Origin of the sequence: Priestia sp. LL-8 (genome assembly GCF_036227845.1) — a bacterium.
Taxonomy (GTDB): Bacteria; Bacillota; Bacilli; order Bacillales; family Bacillaceae_H; genus Priestia; species Priestia zanthoxyli.
On record NZ_JAZAQH010000001.1, the window covers coordinates 2,201,481 to 2,219,687 of the forward strand.

Genomic DNA, 18,207 nt, shown 5'->3' on the forward strand with positions numbered 1-18,207 from the left:
GCTAAGATCCAGGCTTTTTGCATACATAAAAATAGAGAAATTTAAGATGAAAGACGTTCTTTTTGTTTTTCATAAACAGAAGTAGACTCGTTCCATGTATATCGACCGTCTTGTAATTGAATGGTTGCGCTGAATGGACAGTCTATTGACGTTTCTGCGTCATCTAAACTACTTTCAAGTAAACTTTTTTTAAATCGAAGCAAATCTTCTTTTGAAGCAACTCGAAAAACCATTTCTAATGTAAGATCATCGTCCATTGCATTGTGTAATTGACTAATACTTTTGCGGAATTCTTTATTATATTGGAGCATAATTTTAATATCTGCTACGCAAGCAACACCAAACACATCTTTCACAACAGACTCAACCGTTAACTGTGTTGTCGAAGCATATGTTGAAATATTACGCTGTGGATTTTCTAAATAATAAATCGTTTCTACAGGATGTCTCGTGATAAGCACCTCTTTCCTATTCTTAAGTATACAGGAAAAAAGAATGGAATGGGGAAAGATTTTTAGGAAAGGAGTCCTGACATACATAAAAAGACTGTTTGTAATAGGAAAGAGAGTTATAAATTGAGGGCTTTTCGCTTATCATTTTTGCTATAACCTTAAATCAACGAATTCTGTGCAACTTCCTATAAGATTTGATAAAATAAAACTCTACGTCTCAATTCTTTCCAATGGATCCCTCAACTACTATTTCTACTTATTTTAAAGGAGGACGCTATTTTGCAGTTTGAACAGGCTTTAACACATTTACAGTCCTATTTTGGCTATGATTCATTTCGAAAAGGACAGGAAGAGTCGATTCGTTACGTTTTAGAAGGGCACAATACAGCTTGTATTATGCCGACAGGAGGAGGGAAATCACTTTGTTATCAGATTCCTTCATTGCTTTTAGAAGGAACGACACTGGTTATTTCTCCGTTGATTTCTTTGATGAAAGACCAAGTGGATACGCTGAACGCAGCTGGTATTCCGGCCACGTATATTAACAGCTCGCTGACGCATACGGAGGTGCAGCAGCGCTTGGAAGAAGTGGCACTTGGCGAGTATAAGTTGCTTTATGTAGCGCCGGAACGACTGGAGTCACCTCAATTTTTAGAACAGCTTCAAATGCTTCCTATTCCGCTTGTAGCGGTAGATGAAGCGCACTGTATTTCACAGTGGGGTCATGATTTCAGACCGAGTTATTTGCGTATCAGTGATCTAATTACCAAGCTGTCTAACGCTCCGATTGTGATGGGGTTGACGGCTACTGCGACGCCTCAAGTGCGTGAAGATATTTGCAGAGCTCTTCATATTAATGAAGAGTACACGGTGATGACTGGGTTTGAACGTGAAAATTTATCGTTCGCCGTGGTGAAAGGTCAGGATCGAATCAGCTATATCGATCAGTATATCCGTAAAAATGATCAAGAAGCAGGCATCATTTATGCCGCTACGCGTAAAGATGTTGAAGAGCTTCACGCTAGGTTGCAAAAATCAGGAGTTAACGTATCGAAATACCATGCTGGTATGAGCGCAAACAGCCGTGATGAAGAGCAGAACCGCTTTCTTCAAGATGACGTTCAGGTAATGATAGCCACGTCTGCCTTCGGAATGGGGATCGATAAATCGAATATTCGCTTCGTTCTTCACTATCAGCTTCCAAAAAATATGGAAAGCTATTACCAAGAAGCAGGACGTGCTGGTCGTGACGGACTTCCAAGTGAGTGTATTGTGCTTTATTCACCTCAAGATATTCGCGTGCAGCGCTTTTTGATTGAACAGTCAACGTCGAATCCTAAAAAGCAGATTCAAGATCTTGAAAAGCTGCAAAATATGGTGAACTACTGTCATACAGAAGGCTGCTTGCAAGCGTATATTCTTCATTATTTTGGAGAAAGTGAAGCGCATGAATGCGGGCGCTGCAGCAACTGTACGGATGATCGTGTAGAAATAGACGTAACGGTTGATACGCAAAAAGTGTTATCTTGTATGATTCGTATGGGCGAACGTTTTGGTAAAATGATGATCGCTCAAGTGTTAACGGGTTCTCGAAATAAAAAAGTAGTGGATTTTGGTTTTGATAAACTGAAAACGTACGGCGTCATGAGCGATCGATCCGCTAAAGAAGTGAGCGATTTTATTGAGTATTTGATTTCAGAGCAGTTTATTTTAGTAGGACAAGGGTCATTTCCTACTTTATCCGTAGCGGCCAAAGGAAAAGGCGTGCTTCTTGGAACGGAAAAAGTAATGAGAAAAGAACAAATGGAAGTGAAGCAAATTGTCCAAGATGACGAGCTGTTTGCTCATTTGCGCTCCGTTCGAAAGCAGCTGGCAGACGAAGCCGGCGTGCCTCCTTTTGTTATTTTCTCAGACGATACTCTTCATGATATGTGTACAAAACTTCCGGTAACGCTTGAACAGTTCGCCACTGTAAAAGGAGTGGGAGAACAAAAACAAGAGCGATACGGAGAACGATTCACTTCTGAAATCAAACAGTTTTGTGAAGAACATCCAGATCGAAAGCGAGAAGTGTCAGCGCCTGCTCCGAAAAAAGCAAGAGCTTCATCAAAAGAAGGCTCTCACTTAATGACGTATGAGCTATTTCAGCAAGGCAAATCGTTAGATGAAATTGCTGAAGAACGTGAGTTGAGCCGTATTACTATTGAAAATCACTTGTTTAAATGTGCGGAAGAGGAAAAAGAAATTGACTGGGCGCCTTTTCTTTCGGATGATGACGAACAGCTTATTTTACAAGCCGCTTCGTCAGTAGGTGATGAAAAGTTAAAGCCAATCAAAGAAGAATTACCTGAAAACATTACTTATTTTATGATTAAAGTAGCGTTATTCAAACGAAAAATGAAGCAGATATCTTAGACAAAAGCTCCTATTAAAGGAGCTTTTTGTGTTGAATAAGGGAGTTTACTGATAAAATAGAAGAAATAAATATTTGAAAAGTCAGATTAAATGAAAAGGAGTACTGCACTGAGATGATTGAACGAGAGCTTGAAGCTATTTTGCATGCTTCTAACGACAATATCGTCATCACTGATGAAAAAGGGTGTATTTTACGAGCGAGTCAAAACTGCTGCGATATATACGGGTATGAGGTGTCAGAGTTAGTGGGACAAACCGTATATGAATTGCAAGACCGCGGGATATTTTCACCTTCCGTTACGATTGAAGTGTTAAAGAAAAAGAAAGAAGTACAGCTGATGCAAAAAACAGAAACGGGCAAAGTTGTAATGGCAACCGGTATTCCCGTGTATGATGAACATCAGTGTATGAAAAGAGTAATCAGCTTTTCCCATGATTTAACAGAGCTTCAGCGCTTAAAAGAAGATTACCAGCAGCTCGAAGTGAAAATGAAAACATATCAGCTAGAAGTGGAAGAGCTTCGTGAACAGCAGTCAAATGAGATGGTCATACGAAGTGAATCGATGAAAAAGGTATGGTCGATTATTAATCGCGTGGCAGACAGCGATGCAACGGTTGTGCTGCTAGGTGAATCGGGTGTTGGTAAAACGGCTTTTGCCCGTGCTTTACACTATGGAAGTGAACGAAAAGAAGAGCCTTTTGTTGAAATTAACTGCGGAGCCATTCCAGCTAGTTTGTTCGAATCTGAAATGTTTGGATACGAAGCAGGCTCTTTTACAGGTGCAAGTACAAAAGGGAAAATAGGAAAGTTTGAATTAGCTCATAACGGTACGCTTTTTTTAGATGAAATAGGAGAGCTTCCTCTTGATATGCAAGTGAAGCTGTTAAAAGTGCTGCAAGAAAAAACAGTCACTAAAATTGGAAGTGAACGAGCCAAACACGTAAACTTCAGGCTGATTGTAGCAACAAATCAGCCGCTTGAAGAAATGGTCAAAAAAAGAACGTTTCGCGAAGATTTATTTTATCGCTTGCACGTTATTCCGATTACCATTCCTCCGCTTCGCGAGCGAAAAGAAGACATCGCGTCACTGCTTTATCACGTGTTACATAAACAAAATGAAAAATATAACATGAAGAAATTTTTTCACGCAGAAGCATTAAATCTACTTCTTGAACATCAGTGGCCTGGAAATGTTCGCGAGCTTGAAAATACAATTGAACGCCTTGTGCTAACAACGGATGAAAACAGTATCTCGCCTCAAGACCTCCCGTTTTATTCAGAAAATGGCAGCAGTGAAAAAGAAGAATGGGAGTCTCTTGACACGTTAACCTCCCAGGGAATGACGCTTCAGCAAGCACTTGCAGAAGTGGAGAAAAACTGGTTGATTCGCGCTTATCGACAGTGTCAAACAACGTATGAAATGGCAAATACATTAGGAATTAGCCAGCCTACGGTCGTAAGACGTTTAAGAAAATACAATATTAAATAATGAGATTTTAATTCATTATGAATTAACTGATTCAATACTGAATCAGTTTTTTTGTTTTGATTCTATTATGAATTAAAAATCGTCCATAATTGCGCGGAATAAGGCGATAAAAATTGGCATGCATTTTGCATTAGTAAAAAGTATCTAAATAAAAAGCGTCAGTATCTAAAATAATGATGCGGCGCTAATGAATGAAACCCACTAGGAGGAATAAATCATGCCAAAATATCAGCCGAAAAATTCATTTGAATCTCCGCGTTTTTGCGGACCACGTACATTTATGAGACTTCCGTACGTAGAACAAGTAAATTCAGAGATGGATTTTATTGTAACGGGTATTCCATTTGATTCAGGTCAATCTTTTCGAACAGGAGCACGTTTTGGACCGGAAGCTATTCGAGATTTCTCCATTTTGCTTCGCCCGTATAACCCAGAACAAAAGATTAATATTTTTGATTACATTTCAGGCGTGGACTACGGTGATTTGTCAGTTGTTCCCGGATATATTTTAGAAACATATAAAAAAATTGAAGAAGGGCTAGCACCGGTTGTGAATGAAGGTATTATTCCTATTTCACTAGGTGGTGATCATTCGATGACCCTTGGTGAACTTCGTGCGATTGCAAAAAAACACGGACCGGTAGCACTTTTACAGTTTGATGCTCATTCTGATACGTGGGATAGCTATTTTGAACAAAAATACAATCACGGTACGGTATTCAGACGAGCAATTGAAGAAGGGTTAATCGACGTATCGCGCTCGATTCAAATCGGTATGCGAGGCGGTCTGTACGGCATTGAAGATTTAGAAGATGCAAAGAACTTAGGTCTAGCTCTGTATACGACAAATGAATATAAAAAACTGGGCGTTGAAAGAATGCTAGATATTATTCATGAGCGTGTAGGAGAAGGACCCGTATTTTTATCGTTTGACATTGACTTTTTAGATCCAGTTTACGCACCGGGAACAGGAACACCTGAAGTCTCAGGTGCAAGTATTGACGATGCGCTTCAATTCGTTCGAGGCTTAACAAATATTGACTTTGTCGGTTTTGATTTAGTGGAAGTACTGCCAGCTTATGATCATGGTCAAATTACAGCAGCAGCGGCCGCTAATATTGTCTATGAATTTATCACGCTTATTGCGTTAAGGAAAAAAGCAAAAGAAGAAGAAGCGCTGTTAGTGAAAGCACGCGACTGAATATAAACAAGACGTTAAAAGTGGGAAGGTACTATTATCTTCCCACTTTTATATAAGAGTTTTCTATAAGGAGCGTTTGACTATGAACGGGCAAGTAAATGTAAAAATAGATAAGAAGCAAGTAAGACCATTTAAAAGAGAAATAATCAACCCAGCGACCAATAAAATCATAGCGGAAGTGTTTGATTCGTCGCTTCAACAAGTAGAGGAAGCGGTAGGTAAAGCAAAGCAGGCTTTTGAACAGAGTGAATGGAAGAAAAATAAGTCACTGCGTGTAGAGGTGCTTACGAAACTAGCAAATTTATTAGAAAATGAAGCGAGTATATTCGCTGAAACAGAAACATTAAATACAGGCAAACCGATAAAAGAAGCGCAGTTAGATATTGAAGATACAATTAATTGTTTAAAATATTACGCAAATTTAATAGAAGAAAATCAGCCGTGGAAAAAGAACATGTTTGACGACACAAACAGTAAAATCATTCAAGAACCTATTGGCGTATGCGCGCTAATCGTTCCTTGGAATTTTCCTTTGCTGCTGGGCATGTGGAAGCTGGCTCCTGCCTTAGCAGCTGGAAATACGGTGGTGTTTAAGCCGTCAGAATTAACGCCGCTTTCTTTTTTAAAGTTAGCTTCACTATGTAAAAAAGCTGGTATACCAGAAGGCGTGTTTAATTTACTTACGGGAGACGGTGAAGTGGGAAGTACGCTAGTTAAACACAATGACGTAGCCAAAGTCTCTTTTACAGGAGGATCAGAAACAGGCAAACGTATTTATCAGCAGTGTGCAAAAGAAATGAAAAGAGTTTCGCTTGAACTGGGAGGGAAATCTCCGCTTCTTATTTTTGAAGATAGCGAAATTGATATTGCGGTAGACTGGACAATGTTTGGCTCGTTTTTTAATCAAGGACAAGTGTGTGTAGCTTCATCGCGTATACTCGTACACGAATCTATTTATAAGCCATTTCTTTCTGCTCTTACGGAGGCTGTTGCTACTATAAAAATTGGTAATCCGTTAAGAGAAGAAACGGAGATGGGTCCGGTTATTAGCAAGGAGCATCTGAATAAAATACGGGATTTTATAAAGCTAGGTCAAAAAGAAGGTGCGAATTTATTAACGGGAGGAACGTTAATCGACTGCGAAGGTGGAAACTATATAAAGCCGGCTGTGCTCGTTGACGTGAAGCAGCATATGAAAGTCGTACAAGAAGAAATATTTGGTCCGGTCATTACTGTTCAATCTTTTTCAAGTGAAGAAGAAGCCCTAGCACTTGCCAACGGCACGAGATTTGGTTTAGCTGCAGGAATTTTAACGAATGATGTAGCGAAAGCAGAGCGAGTTGCTGAACATCTTCAAGCGGGAACGATTTGGATCAACGGCTACCATACGCCTCATATTGAAACGGCTTGGGGCGGTTTTAAAGAAAGCGGCATTGGCCGAGAGCTAGGTCCATCAGGATTAGCTGCTTTTACTGAAACAAAACATGTGAATACAAATTCCAAGCTAGCTCGAGCCAATTGGTATCAATAAAAGTGAAAGGTGGAAAAGCAATGACAACAAAAAGTGGTCTCGCCCATGATGATGTGCAGCCGATTGCAATGAATAAAAGAAGTATGGGCTTCTTCTCTACATTTTCCATGTGGATAGGAGCCAATGTGGTAGTAACGACTGTTTTTACGGGAATGCTGTTTGTACCCGATATGACCTTTTTAAAGGCATTATTTATTATTGTGCTTGGCTCTTTAGTTGGTGCTATACCGCTCGTGCTGATGGGGAATATCGGAACTCGCACCGGTCTTCCAACCATGGTTTTGATGAGACCAGCTTTTGGGCAAAGAGGAGCTATGCTTCCTGCTGCTGTTAATCTTATTACATTAATAGGATGGGCATGGATTCAAGCCTACATGGCAGGGCTAAGTTTAAATCATGCCGTCACCTTTTTGACCGGTTACAGCAATATCAATCTATTTACAATTCTTACTCAAGTACTAGTAGTAGCTATTTCTATATACGGACACAAAGGCATTGAAGCAACGGAAAAATTAGTAGCTACGCTTATGGTCATTTTAGCAACCGTTGTGTTTAGCTATTTGTTTATCGAATTTGATGCAGCAAAATTAATTCAAATGAAAGCAAGCGAAAATCCTGGTATTACAGGAATGTTAGCTTTTGATATTGTAGTAGCTACAGCTTTTACGTGGATTCCTATTGTTTGCGATTATAACCGAAACTGTAAATCTGAAAAAACGGGAATTGCGGGAACTTATTTAGGCTATAACGTTGCGACTTTGATTGCGATGGGATTAGGCGCAACGGTTTCCGGCTTTTCAATTCTCGGAAATATGACGCAAACGTATGACCCGGTAAATTTAATCGGCGCATATAGCCCGCTGTTAGGATTAGTAGCAGCCATCGTCATTTTTTTATCGGTGTTGTCGACCAACGTAATGGTACTGTATAGCGCAACAATGTCTTATTTATCTATTTTTCCAAAGCAGCGCTTTTGGATACCGGCACTAACGATGGGAGTTGTCACAGTCCTAGGTTCTTTATTAAAAGAGTGGTTAATGACAAATTTTCAAAGCTTTTTGCTTATGATCGGCGTCTTATTTATTCCTATTATTGCGATTGTTCTTGTTGATTATTATATCATTCGCCGAAAACACTATGACATTTCAGCTATTTTAGATAAGGAAAATAAAATATACTGGTATATAAAAGGATTTAACCTTCATGTGTATGTATCATACGTAGTGGGGGCTGTATTTGCCTATTATTTTACGTACGTTCACCCGCTAGCCACAGGCGCAACAATCTTAGCTTTTTTATTTACAGGTGTTTTACACGTATCGTTAACCAAGCTTTCACAGCTCTCCATCACTTACTCAAAGGGAATCGACAGAAATGCTTGATAGATATTTTAAATAGACTGAATTATCTAAAAAATATCAAAAGCTCCTGTTTAAAGGAGCTTTTTGTCTTGAAAATAGGTGAGAAATAAGCAAAAGCATGGGAAAGAGAAGTTCTTAATCTAGCTTCAAATAAAGTGGTAACAATGTATTTGATTCTATAAGGGGTCTTTTCTATAATAAATGTAGGAAAACTTTCCGAAGGAGAATTTTATGCTCGAATTAGAGGCTATTCAAGGCAAGGCCATTGAAAAAACTAAGCATACATTGCTACAGGATATAAAAAGCGTATTAGGTGAACAAGACGAATGTCCGGATTTGGAGACATATTTAACAGACAGGCACTCTTTTATTAAAAAAGCCTGGGGGACTGCGTGGAGAAAAATAGTTGTTTCTTCTGTATCTAAGAAAAACAGAAAATCGTATTTAACAGAAAGAGGCTTTGAGATAAAAGGATATAAACCTCAAGCTATCGATAAGTTATTTGCTAAAGAAACGAGAAAGGGTATAGAATTTGATGCTTTTTCTTGGTTAGAAAAGCAGTACGGAAAGGGCAATAAAGCAGAGTGGCTATCTCTATACGGAGAAGCAAGAGTTGAATTTGCCAAAAAAGAAGAAGAAAGAAAAGAGAAAGAAAGACAGCAAAGTATTAATGATCGAAAAGCCAGGTATCAATTACAGTTGAATTTAGAATCAGCTCCTATTTTGGAATCAAACAAAGAGCTGTATTACCTACATATAAGAGAAAAGCTTTCATATCAGCTATCAAAAGACATTGAAACAAACTCAAAGTATATTGAAAACTATGCGTCGCATACTGAGCTTGAAGATGAATTAATAGAAAACGGTGATTTAACACGTCATGATTATGAAACGGTTCATGACTTTTTTCAAGAGCTCACCGGGAACGTAAGCTCAGAATTAGACAGATATTCAACGATTATCTTGTTTGAAACGTATGAGGATGTATACGAGGTATTTATCACCGATAAGATTTATGAAATCATTCCAACTATGATTATGGATGACCTTCCTGCTTCATTTAAAGAAGAATATAAATCTTATACAAATGCTTCGGTAACACGAATTGATATTATAAAAGCACTTAGAAGTGATTTATCGGATTTGGTCTATGAATATAAAAGAATGCTTGTAGAAGAAAAGCTTTCCGATGTACTAGAAGTTTCAGATCACAATTTAACGATCGAAGAGCATCAAGAAAGATATCAACAGCAGCTGGAACAAAGACGATTACAACAAGAACGTGAACGTGAAGAAAAGAAAAAGCTGATTGAAGAAGAACAGCGACAATTAAATTATATTTTTGGGGCCGAATACGAAATGGACCCAAGAAAAGAAACGGAATACATTCTTCATCTCGGTGATACAAACACAGGAAAAACGTATACAGCATTAAAGTCATTAAAAAAAGCTGCTTCGGGTAGTTACTTAGCGCCGCTTCGCCTGTTAGCTTTAGAAGTTTTTGAAAAGCTGAACAAAGACGGAGTTGCTTGTTCATTAAAAACAGGTGAAGAAGAAAAGATTGTTGAAGATGCTCAGCACATGGCCGGTACCGTAGAGATGTTTAGTGAATTAGAACATGGCGATGTAACAGTCATTGATGAAGCACAAATGATTCAAGACAGAGACCGAGGGTTTTCATGGTATAAAGCCATCACCCGAGCCAATGCCAAACAAGTTCATGTGATCGGAAGTTTAAGCATTCGAAGTATGTTAGAAGAGATGTTAGACGGTGTGATCTCAGAAATTTATGAGTATGAAAGAGATATACCTTTAAAAGTAGATCTTCGAAAGTTCAAAATTGAACAAGTGAAACCCGCAGATGCTTTAATTGTTTTCTCGCGTAAAAAGGTGCTCCAAACAGCGGCTAAGCTAGAAAAAGATGGTCATAAAGTTAGCGTGATTTATGGAAGTATGCCGCCTGAAACAAGAAGAAAACAAATTGAGCAGTTCATTCATAGAGAAACAAATGTCATTGTGTCTACAGATGCGATTGGAATGGGATTAAATCTTCCAATTAGACGAATTGTGCTTTTAGAAAACATGAAGTTTGACGGGCAAAAGAGGAGATTGCTGACTTCTCAAGAGTTAAAGCAGATTGCAGGTCGTGCTGGAAGGAAGGGGCTCTACAATGTTGGAGAAGTTGCATTCGCTAAAGATGCAAAGCAAATGAGAGAACTATTATTTTCAACAGACGAGCAAATCAGCAAATTTTCAATTGCGCCTACTTCAGATATGCTAAGAAGATTTAAAGAATATCATCATGACCTCGGAACGTTTTTTGACATGTGGGCTAAATTTAAAAATCCAAAAGGTACACAAAAATCAAACCTGGCACAAGAACGTGAGCTTTATGAGGAAGTGAAAGACACGCTGATTGAAGCGAAAATGCCAATTGTTGATTTATATGGCTACTTGCAGCTTCCTTTTTCAGCTAAAGAAAGCTCTTTGAAAAAGCAGTGGGTGGCTAGCATGAATGCGATTGTTAACAGAGAAGAGTTACCTGAACCAAGGATAATAGAAGGTTCACTGGAAAAATTAGAGCTGTCTTATAAAGCGATTGGCCTGCATCTTTTATTTCTATATCGAATGGATAGAAGACCGGAAGCTATTTACTGGGAGCGTGTCCGAGAAGAGCTTACAGATAAAATCCATAACGTATTGAGAAAAGATATGAAAAAATTTAAAAGAACATGCAGTGCGTGTTCTAAAGACCTTCCTTGGAATCATGATCATGCGATATGCGATTCGTGTTTTCATAAAAGATTTCGCAGAAGACATGGGGACGACTACGATTTTAATTAATAAGATATAGAGATAAAAAAGAGGCTTGTATAAACGTATGTTAGTTGAAGGAAGATCCGAACGATAAATCGCTCGGATCTTTTCATTGTGATAGTGAACATAGGTTTCATGTATGTAGAGGCTTCTAGCGGTTGATTGGAGGGCAAGGCGAAGACTCCTGAGGAAAGTCAAGTCTTGCACGGAAATAAACTGCGGTGTCACAAGCAGTTCAGCTCATGTATCCCATTTATTCGTCTTTAGATTGAATTCGTTTCTTTATGTCTCAATCTCATTTTTTATACAGGCTTTTAATTTTTTTGCTGCGAATTTCTGCGCCAAAGCAGATTTTTGTAGAAAAAAGGCGGAAATGTATAAGCGGTCATCTTGTAAAAAGAGCAATAAATTATTATGATATAAGATGGAACTTATATTTTAAAGGATTCCGTGATTTTTTTGTTGGGCGGACGTGTATTGTCTTAGAGTAAGTTTGCTATCATTCATTATGTTAAAAGCAGCACTTTTAAATAGAGATACGGTTCGTAATAGAAGGGAAGAGGATGATGACAAGTCATAACAAAGAAAACAAAGCTGCAGTCGAGCAGTATAGTAAAGGGAAAATTTTGTGGCAATTAACCCGTCCTCATACGCTAACAGCATCGTTTGTACCCGTTTTAATTGGAACAGTTCTAGCTATGTTTTATGGCCATGTGAACGTTTGGATGTTCCTTGCGATGCTTTTTTCATGTTTGTGGATTCAAATTGCGACGAACTTATTTAACGAGTACTATGATTTTAAACGCGGGTTAGACACAGAAGACTCCGTAGGAATCGGAGGAGCCATCGTCAGACACGGAATGAAGCCGAAAACGGTATTAAATTTAGCACTGATTTCTTATGGAATTGCTCTTATTTTAGGCGTATATATATGTGCAAACAGCAGCTGGTGGCTTGCTTTAGTTGGATTAGTAGGTATGGCGATTGGGTATTTGTATACAGGCGGACCGCTTCCGATTGCGTATACGCCGTTTGGAGAATTATTTTCAGGTCTTTGCATGGGCGCGATGTTCGTGTTGATTTCATTTTTTATTCAAACGAATACCGTAACGTCTGAAAGCATCTTTGTATCACTTCCGATTGCGATTTTAGTAGGCGCGATTAATTTGTCTAACAACATTCGTGATATAGAAGAAGATACAAAAGGTGGACGACGTACGCTAGCTATTTTATTAGGTTCTAAAAATGCGATCAGATTTTTAGCTGCTTTGTTTGGCATTGCGTATATTTGGACCGTTGCATTAGTGGTATTCTTCGATATTAGCCCTTGGATTTTCTTAGTGTTTCTTAGTGCACCTAAGCCAATTCAAGCCGTACAAGCATTTGTACGCGGAGAGCTTATTGCGATGAAAGCAACCGCGCAAACAAATACGTTTTTTGGATTTACTTTATCAATTGGATTATTAATTGGCTATTTAGTAAGCTAATTGAGTGGAAAAAGCCTGTCTTTTTAAAGACAGGCTTTTTTTTGTTATGCTTCAGTTATTTTTTCTTTTACTGCGCTAATAAATGCGTTCATATTTTCAGAAGATGAGAAGCTGGCTTGAGCTTGTTTTGGTCCGCCGCCGCCTTTTCCATCGTAAAGCGGAAGCAGCTCTTTATAAAGCTCTCCGCATTTTACCACACTGCCGCTGTGAGCCAGTAAGACTTTTTGATCACTTGAAAAAGCAAAAAGAAGCGTCGTATCAGGCGTTTGAAGCAGCTGCTTTGTCAAAGCTTGCACATCTTTTAATGTACGGTTTTCAAAGTGATGGTACAGAAATGAACCTTCTTTTTTTGCTTCTAGTTCACTCGCTAAATAAGCAGCATTTTCATTTTTTAATTCTTCTAGTTGTTTTTGCAGCTCTTTTTGTTCAGTCTCCAATTTTTTAATGCGTTCTACAACTAATTCACGGCTTGTACTGAATTTGTTGCTAAGTTCTGCTACGATTTCTTGAGACTGCTGATAATCAGCTAATGCACGCATACCGCATTTAAAAAAGAGGCGTGTATTGCCGCGCTGCTTTTCTGTTTTCGTAAGTTTAATGAGACCCAGCTCTCCAATTTGGTTCACATGAGTACCGCAGCAGGCAGAAACATCAATGCCTTCAATTTCTACGATGCGTACCACTTCGTCTTCTAGCTCGGGCACTTTGCGAAGCGCAAGAGTATGTAAGTCTTCCTTTTTCACTTCGTACGTTTTAATGGGGCGGTTGCTGTAAATAGCGTCGTTTACAACTTTTTCAATGTGTAATAGCTGCTCATGAGATAACTGAGGTACATTTAAATCAATAGAGACAGCGTCGCTTCCTAAATGAAAGCTAACGGTGTGAATATCGTATGTATCGATTAATAGAGCTGAAAGTAAGTGCTGTCCGCTATGCTGCTGCATATGATCAAAGCGGCGATTCCAGTCAATTTCACACGTGACGTTCGTTTGTGCAGGCAGTGTATCAACGAGATGATATACTTCTCCATTTTCTTCGTAAACATCTTTTACGTCGATTCCGGCAATAGTACCGTAGTCAGAAGGCTGTCCGCCGCCTTCTGGATAAAAAGCAGTTTGTTTTAATGTTAAAGCGTAGCCATTTGAAAGAGCGCGCGTCTCTGTCACTTCTGTTTCCCACGTTTTTGTGTAGGGATTGCTATAATAAAGTCTTTCTGTCATGTTCATCATCCTTTCTACTAAAACCATATCTAACTTTTTCTATAGTATCAGAAATATGTTTCTTCGAACATGGATAAGCTAACTTGTAACAATAAAACTGGGTGGGACATATGAAAAATACTGTTTATATTTATACGCGGGATTTAAAAAGAATTTTCACCAATTGGGCGATGATTATCATTGTGCTGACGCTTATGATTCTGCCGTCTTTTTACGCATGGTTTAATATAAAAGCATCTTGGGATCCATACGGGCGGACTGAAGGTATTGCCATTGCAGTAACGAGCGAAGATGAAGGTTCTACGATAAGAGGGCAGCACGTAAACGTGGGAAAAGATATTATTGCAACGTTAAAAAAAAATAAAACGCTTGGATGGACGTTTGTCTCTAAAGAAAAAGCTGATCACGGAGTAAAGCACGGTGACTATTATGCAAGTATTGTTATTCCAAAAGATTTTTCACAAAAGCTTGGTACCGTTCTTCAAGATCGTTTGGAAAAGCCGGTCATTCTTTACAAAGTAAACGAAAAAATAAACGCCGTGGCGCCTAAAATTACAAGCAAAGGAGCCAGCAGCTTAACACAACAGATCAGTGAAAGATTCGTCAAAACAGCGAATGGAGCCATTTTTTCTGTTTTTAACGAACTAGGTATTACCCTGCAACGGGATTTACCGACCATTCAACAAGTTGAACAACGAATTTTTGAACTTGAAAATCGTCTTCCTGAAATCAAAAAAGTAATTAATGAAGCGAATGACACCACTCAAAAAGCTGGAGCTATTGTATCAAAAGCTCAGGCCGCTCTTCCTGAAGTAGAGAGACTAACAGCTGACGGCGCACAGATGACTCAGCAGCTAAACACTTTTTTAACTAAAAGCGATGAAATTTTAAAAAACGCTGAGCCAACGATCAACGAAACGCTGCATCGTGTTCAACAACGAGCTCTCGGAGTGCAAGAATTGAAGAATCAGCTGATGGAAAAAGATATCGCACCGGCTGAAGTCAGCGCAGCAGCGGAACAGCTAAAAGTGCAGTTAACAAAACAAATTGCTGACATAGGAGAGATTCTTACGCTTCTTACGGATTTAAATGCGGTTTCTCAAGGGAACGTCCTTTCACCGGTTATTAATCAAATAAAAAGTGTACATACGCTTTTACAGCAGCAGCTGTCGGATGTAAACGACTTGCAGCAGCAAACAAAAAATGGAGATGCTCCAGATCCAAGTGTGCTTGAGAAATTCAGTTCTCGTACCGACCAAGCTGTTTCTAAATTAAATACGTTAACGAATTCGTATTCTTCTACGATTGTACCGGCTGTTGAACAAGCAATCAAAGAAGCGAAAGATAAAACAGCAAGGGCAAACTCACTGCTTGATGAAGCTAATAAAAGCATGCCGGATGTTTCTAGCGTGCTGTCTAAAACAGCGAGTGGCATTTTGCTCGGACAGCAGGAGCTTGCGAAAATAACAAAAGACTTTCCGCGAATTGAACAAAACGTGCACAATATAGCGGATAAAATACGCGAATTTCAGCGAAAAGAAAACATTGAAGATATTATTAATTTGTTGAAAAATGATGTACAAAAAGAAAGTGATTTTTTTGCTAAACCGGTTCTTTTAAAAGAAGAAAGACTTTATCCTATTCCGAACTACGGATCGGCTATGTCACCGTTTTATACAACGCTTTGCTTGTGGGTCGGGGCTTTGCTGTTAGTTTCAATTTTAAGCGTAGAAGTAGCCGATGAAGAGCGGTTCAAAAGCTATGAAGTCTATCTTGGAAGACTTTTAACGTTTTTGTCTATTGCTCTTGTGCAAGCTTTTATTGTGACGCTAGGCGATTTATTTTTAATCAAAACGTACGTCGTAGATAAAGTGCCTTTTATCTTTTTAGGCTTGCTGTGCAGCTTCGTATTTATGACGATTGTCTATACGCTTGTTGCGATATTTGGCAATGCAGGAAAAGCAATGGCCATTGTTTTGCTTGTGCTTCAGCTTTCCGCTGCAGGCGGTACATTTCCGATTCAAGTCGTGCCTGCTTTTTTCCAAGCAATCAATCCTTTTTTACCATTTACGTATGCAATAAGCATGATGAGAGAAGTTGTAGGAGGCATGTTAGCGGATATTGTAAGAAAAGACGTTACGGTTCTTCTTTGCATTTGGCTTGGCGTGCTGCTCGTTGGCATTTTTCTTCATAAGCCTCTTAGTAAAACGAGTGCAAAACTAACAAAAAAAGCGCGTGAAAGTAAATTAATTCATTAAAAAAACGTTTTGGGTTTCCAGACAGAACAAAATGCGGTAGTGTAGATAGAAAGGAGTGATAAGCATGGGTATATTAGATGGACTATTAGGAAATGCATCAGAAGCAGATATAAGAGGAACTGAAAAAGATTTACAAAACATTTTAATTGCCAACGAGCGAGTGGAACAAGCGTATAAAGTCATTCGCGATTTAATGGTGTTTACGACGAAACGTTTAATTATCGTTGATAAGCAAGGAGTGACGGGAAAGAAAACAGATTATCATTCCATTCCTTATAAAACGATTACACATTTTAGCGTAGAAACGGCTGGAACGTTCGATTTAGATGCCGAATTAAATATTTGGGTATCGGGTTCTAGCGCGCCAATCTCAAAAGAATTTCGTAAAGATAAAAGCATTTACGACGTGCAAAAAGTATTAGCATCTTATGTATTGGATTAAAAAAGTTGAGCCATGAAAAATTGGCTCGACTTTTTTTATGTGTGTAAAACAAGAAAGCATAACAGTCTTGCATACAGTCGTTTGAAAATACTCAGGCTGTTGTCCATTTCTATTGACATTTTACTCATTACTGAAATGCATGAAAACGATTTACATAATGAATTATACAGAATTAAAAAACCGTGATATGCTTTTTTTTAGAGAAAAAAGGAAGTGACCAACTGTGAGCTATACCGTAATTGGGACATCGGCTTTTCGCAAAACAAATGTTGCGCTTTTTGCAGCAGGCTTCAACACATTTTCGATTTTATATTGTACACAGGCCATTTTACCCGAGTTTTCTAAAGAATTTGGAATATCCCCGGCTTTTGCGAGTTTATCTCTTTCGTTAACAACCATCACGCTTGCTGTTAGTATGCTTTTTTTAGGTTCTTTATCGGAAGTGTGGGGACGAAAGAAATTGATGGGACTATCGTTAATTTTTGCGTCATTGCTATGCATCATGACAGCATTTAGCTCTACCTTTGAAACGCTGTTAGTTTTTCGCGTTATTCAAGGAATCGTGTTAGCAGGGCTGCCTTCTGTGGCCATGGCTTACTTAGGAGAAGAAATTGAACCCGGGAGTTTAGGAAAAGCGATGGGGATTTATATAAGCGGAAACGCCTTTGGAGGCGTAGCGGGAAGACTTATGACAGGAGTGCTCACGGAGTATTTTAACTGGTCGGTAGCTCTTGATGTTGTAAGCGCAATCAGCTTATTGGCCACATTTGTTTTTTTTATGAACTTGCCTGATTCACAGAACTTTACTTCTCGGTCATTTGAACTTAGGCAGCTTACCGGCTCTCTTCGCAGTCATCTTCAAGATAGAGGGATGCTTTGTCTTTTTGCTATTGGTTTTGCACTGCTTGGAAGTAACGTAGCTTTATACAATTATATTGGATACGCTTTATCTGCTCCTCCGTATTCTTGGAATCATACGCTTGTAAGTTTCATTTTTGTTATTTTCTTTGTAGGAGTATTCAGCTCAGTCTGGATGGGGACGCTGGCGGATCGATACGGTCGGAAAAAGGTGCTGTTATGTACGATTGCTGTTACGCTTATAGGTTCAATCGTTACGCTGCATCCGATTTTATGGATAAAAATTACCGGGCTTTTGCTGCTGACGTTTGGCTTTTTCGGAAGTCACTCCATCGCAAGCAGCTGGGTAGGAAGAAGAGCAACGCATGACAAAGCGCAGGCTTCGTCTTTGTATTTGTTTTTTTACTATGCAGGATCAAGCATTGGAGGGACTGTGGCTGGCTTATGCTGGAGCGCGTACGGCTGGAAAGGTGTGATTGCTCTAATTGGTGTGTTTCTTACGACAGCCTTTTTCTTAGCTGTTCGTTTATCAAAAATGCCGGCTCAGCAGACGCATGTTCACTAAAAAAAGAATGTAAAGACATGTATGGCTATTATCTTAAAAAAGAGGCTGGAGCAAGAGCATCTTAGCTGAAGGAAAATCCGAACGCGTTTGATTCTTGATTAAGAATCAAA

12 protein-coding genes are annotated in these 18,207 nt (G+C 38.9%); 10 read left to right on the plus strand and 2 right to left on the minus strand.

All coding sequences use genetic code 11. The features are described from left to right. Positions 1-41: 41 nt before the first annotated feature. Positions 42-461, minus strand: a complete 420-nt coding sequence (locus tag U9R83_RS11150; protein ID WP_013056956.1) for a hypothetical protein — start codon at positions 459-461, stop codon at positions 42-44. A gap of 270 nt (positions 462-731) precedes the next feature. On the opposite strand from U9R83_RS11150, the gene recQ reads away from it, so the two are divergent. From recQ to U9R83_RS11185, 7 genes are all read left to right on the plus strand, one after another. Further along, a complete protein-coding gene (recQ, locus tag U9R83_RS11155; protein ID WP_115653840.1) occupies positions 732-2,867 on the plus strand; it encodes a DNA helicase RecQ in 2,136 nt (711 codons plus the stop codon). A 113-nt stretch (positions 2,868-2,980) separates the two neighbouring features. Then, positions 2,981-4,357, plus strand: coding sequence for a sigma-54 interaction domain-containing protein (locus U9R83_RS11160; RefSeq protein ID WP_208732343.1), 1,377 nt, complete (start codon positions 2,981-2,983; stop codon positions 4,355-4,357). Positions 4,358-4,574: 217 nt separating this feature from the next. After that, positions 4,575-5,558: an agmatinase gene (gene speB / locus U9R83_RS11165; protein WP_115653842.1), complete on the plus strand. Its 984-nt coding sequence runs from the start codon at positions 4,575-4,577 to the stop codon at positions 5,556-5,558. 82 nt (positions 5,559-5,640) lie between these two features. Then, positions 5,641-7,089: an aldehyde dehydrogenase family protein gene (locus tag U9R83_RS11170; protein ID WP_014460191.1), complete on the plus strand. Its 1,449-nt coding sequence runs from the start codon at positions 5,641-5,643 to the stop codon at positions 7,087-7,089. 20 nt (positions 7,090-7,109) lie between these two features. Further along, positions 7,110-8,471 carry a purine-cytosine permease family protein gene (locus U9R83_RS11175; RefSeq protein WP_014460190.1) on the plus strand — a complete coding sequence of 454 codons (1,362 nt, stop codon included), beginning with the start codon at positions 7,110-7,112 and terminating at the stop codon, positions 8,469-8,471. A gap of 210 nt (positions 8,472-8,681) precedes the next feature. Next, a complete protein-coding gene (locus U9R83_RS11180; RefSeq protein ID WP_328575237.1) occupies positions 8,682-11,294 on the plus strand; it encodes a helicase-related protein in 2,613 nt (870 codons plus the stop codon). Between the two features lie 539 nt (positions 11,295-11,833). Further along, a complete protein-coding gene (locus tag U9R83_RS11185; protein WP_025752322.1) occupies positions 11,834-12,754 on the plus strand; it encodes a 1,4-dihydroxy-2-naphthoate polyprenyltransferase in 921 nt (306 codons plus the stop codon). Positions 12,755-12,798: 44 nt separating this feature from the next. Here the strand turns inward: U9R83_RS11185 and U9R83_RS11190 are convergent, their stop codons facing one another. Continuing rightward, positions 12,799-13,974 carry an alanyl-tRNA editing protein gene (locus tag U9R83_RS11190; RefSeq protein WP_182420617.1) on the minus strand — a complete coding sequence of 392 codons (1,176 nt, stop codon included), beginning with the start codon at positions 13,972-13,974 and terminating at the stop codon, positions 12,799-12,801. 110 nt (positions 13,975-14,084) lie between these two features. Between U9R83_RS11190 and U9R83_RS11195 the strand changes: the two genes are divergently transcribed. From U9R83_RS11195 to U9R83_RS11205, 3 genes are all read left to right on the plus strand, one after another. Continuing rightward, on the plus strand, positions 14,085-16,232 hold the full coding sequence (locus tag U9R83_RS11195) for a YhgE/Pip domain-containing protein (RefSeq protein WP_243556870.1): 2,148 nt from the start codon (positions 14,085-14,087) through the stop codon (positions 16,230-16,232). Positions 16,233-16,296: 64 nt separating this feature from the next. Then, a complete protein-coding gene (locus U9R83_RS11200; RefSeq protein WP_014460184.1) occupies positions 16,297-16,674 on the plus strand; it encodes a PH domain-containing protein in 378 nt (125 codons plus the stop codon). A 223-nt stretch (positions 16,675-16,897) separates the two neighbouring features. Further along, positions 16,898-18,097 (plus strand): MFS transporter, encoded by a 1,200-nt coding sequence (locus U9R83_RS11205; RefSeq protein WP_243556868.1) that lies wholly within the window; start codon positions 16,898-16,900, stop codon positions 18,095-18,097. Positions 18,098-18,207 lie beyond the last annotated feature (110 nt).

Excerpts from the sequence above, each read along its gene's own strand:
- U9R83_RS11160 (WP_208732343.1), top strand. The coding sequence starts at position 2,981 with ATGATTGAACGAGAGCTTGAAGCTATTTTGCATGCTTCTAACGACAAT.
- speB (WP_115653842.1), top strand. The coding sequence starts at position 4,575 with ATGCCAAAATATCAGCCGAAAAATTCATTTGAATCTCCGCGTTTTTGC.
- U9R83_RS11170 (WP_014460191.1), top strand. The coding sequence starts at position 5,641 with ATGAACGGGCAAGTAAATGTAAAAATAGATAAGAAGCAAGTAAGACCA.
- U9R83_RS11175 (WP_014460190.1), top strand. The coding sequence starts at position 7,110 with ATGACAACAAAAAGTGGTCTCGCCCATGATGATGTGCAGCCGATTGCA.
- U9R83_RS11180 (WP_328575237.1), top strand. The coding sequence starts at position 8,682 with ATGCTCGAATTAGAGGCTATTCAAGGCAAGGCCATTGAAAAAACTAAG.
- U9R83_RS11185 (WP_025752322.1), top strand. The coding sequence starts at position 11,834 with ATGACAAGTCATAACAAAGAAAACAAAGCTGCAGTCGAGCAGTATAGT.
- U9R83_RS11190 (WP_182420617.1), bottom strand. The coding sequence starts at position 13,974 with ATGACAGAAAGACTTTATTATAGCAATCCCTACACAAAAACGTGGGAA.
- U9R83_RS11195 (WP_243556870.1), top strand. The coding sequence starts at position 14,085 with ATGAAAAATACTGTTTATATTTATACGCGGGATTTAAAAAGAATTTTC.
- U9R83_RS11200 (WP_014460184.1), top strand. The coding sequence starts at position 16,297 with ATGGGTATATTAGATGGACTATTAGGAAATGCATCAGAAGCAGATATA.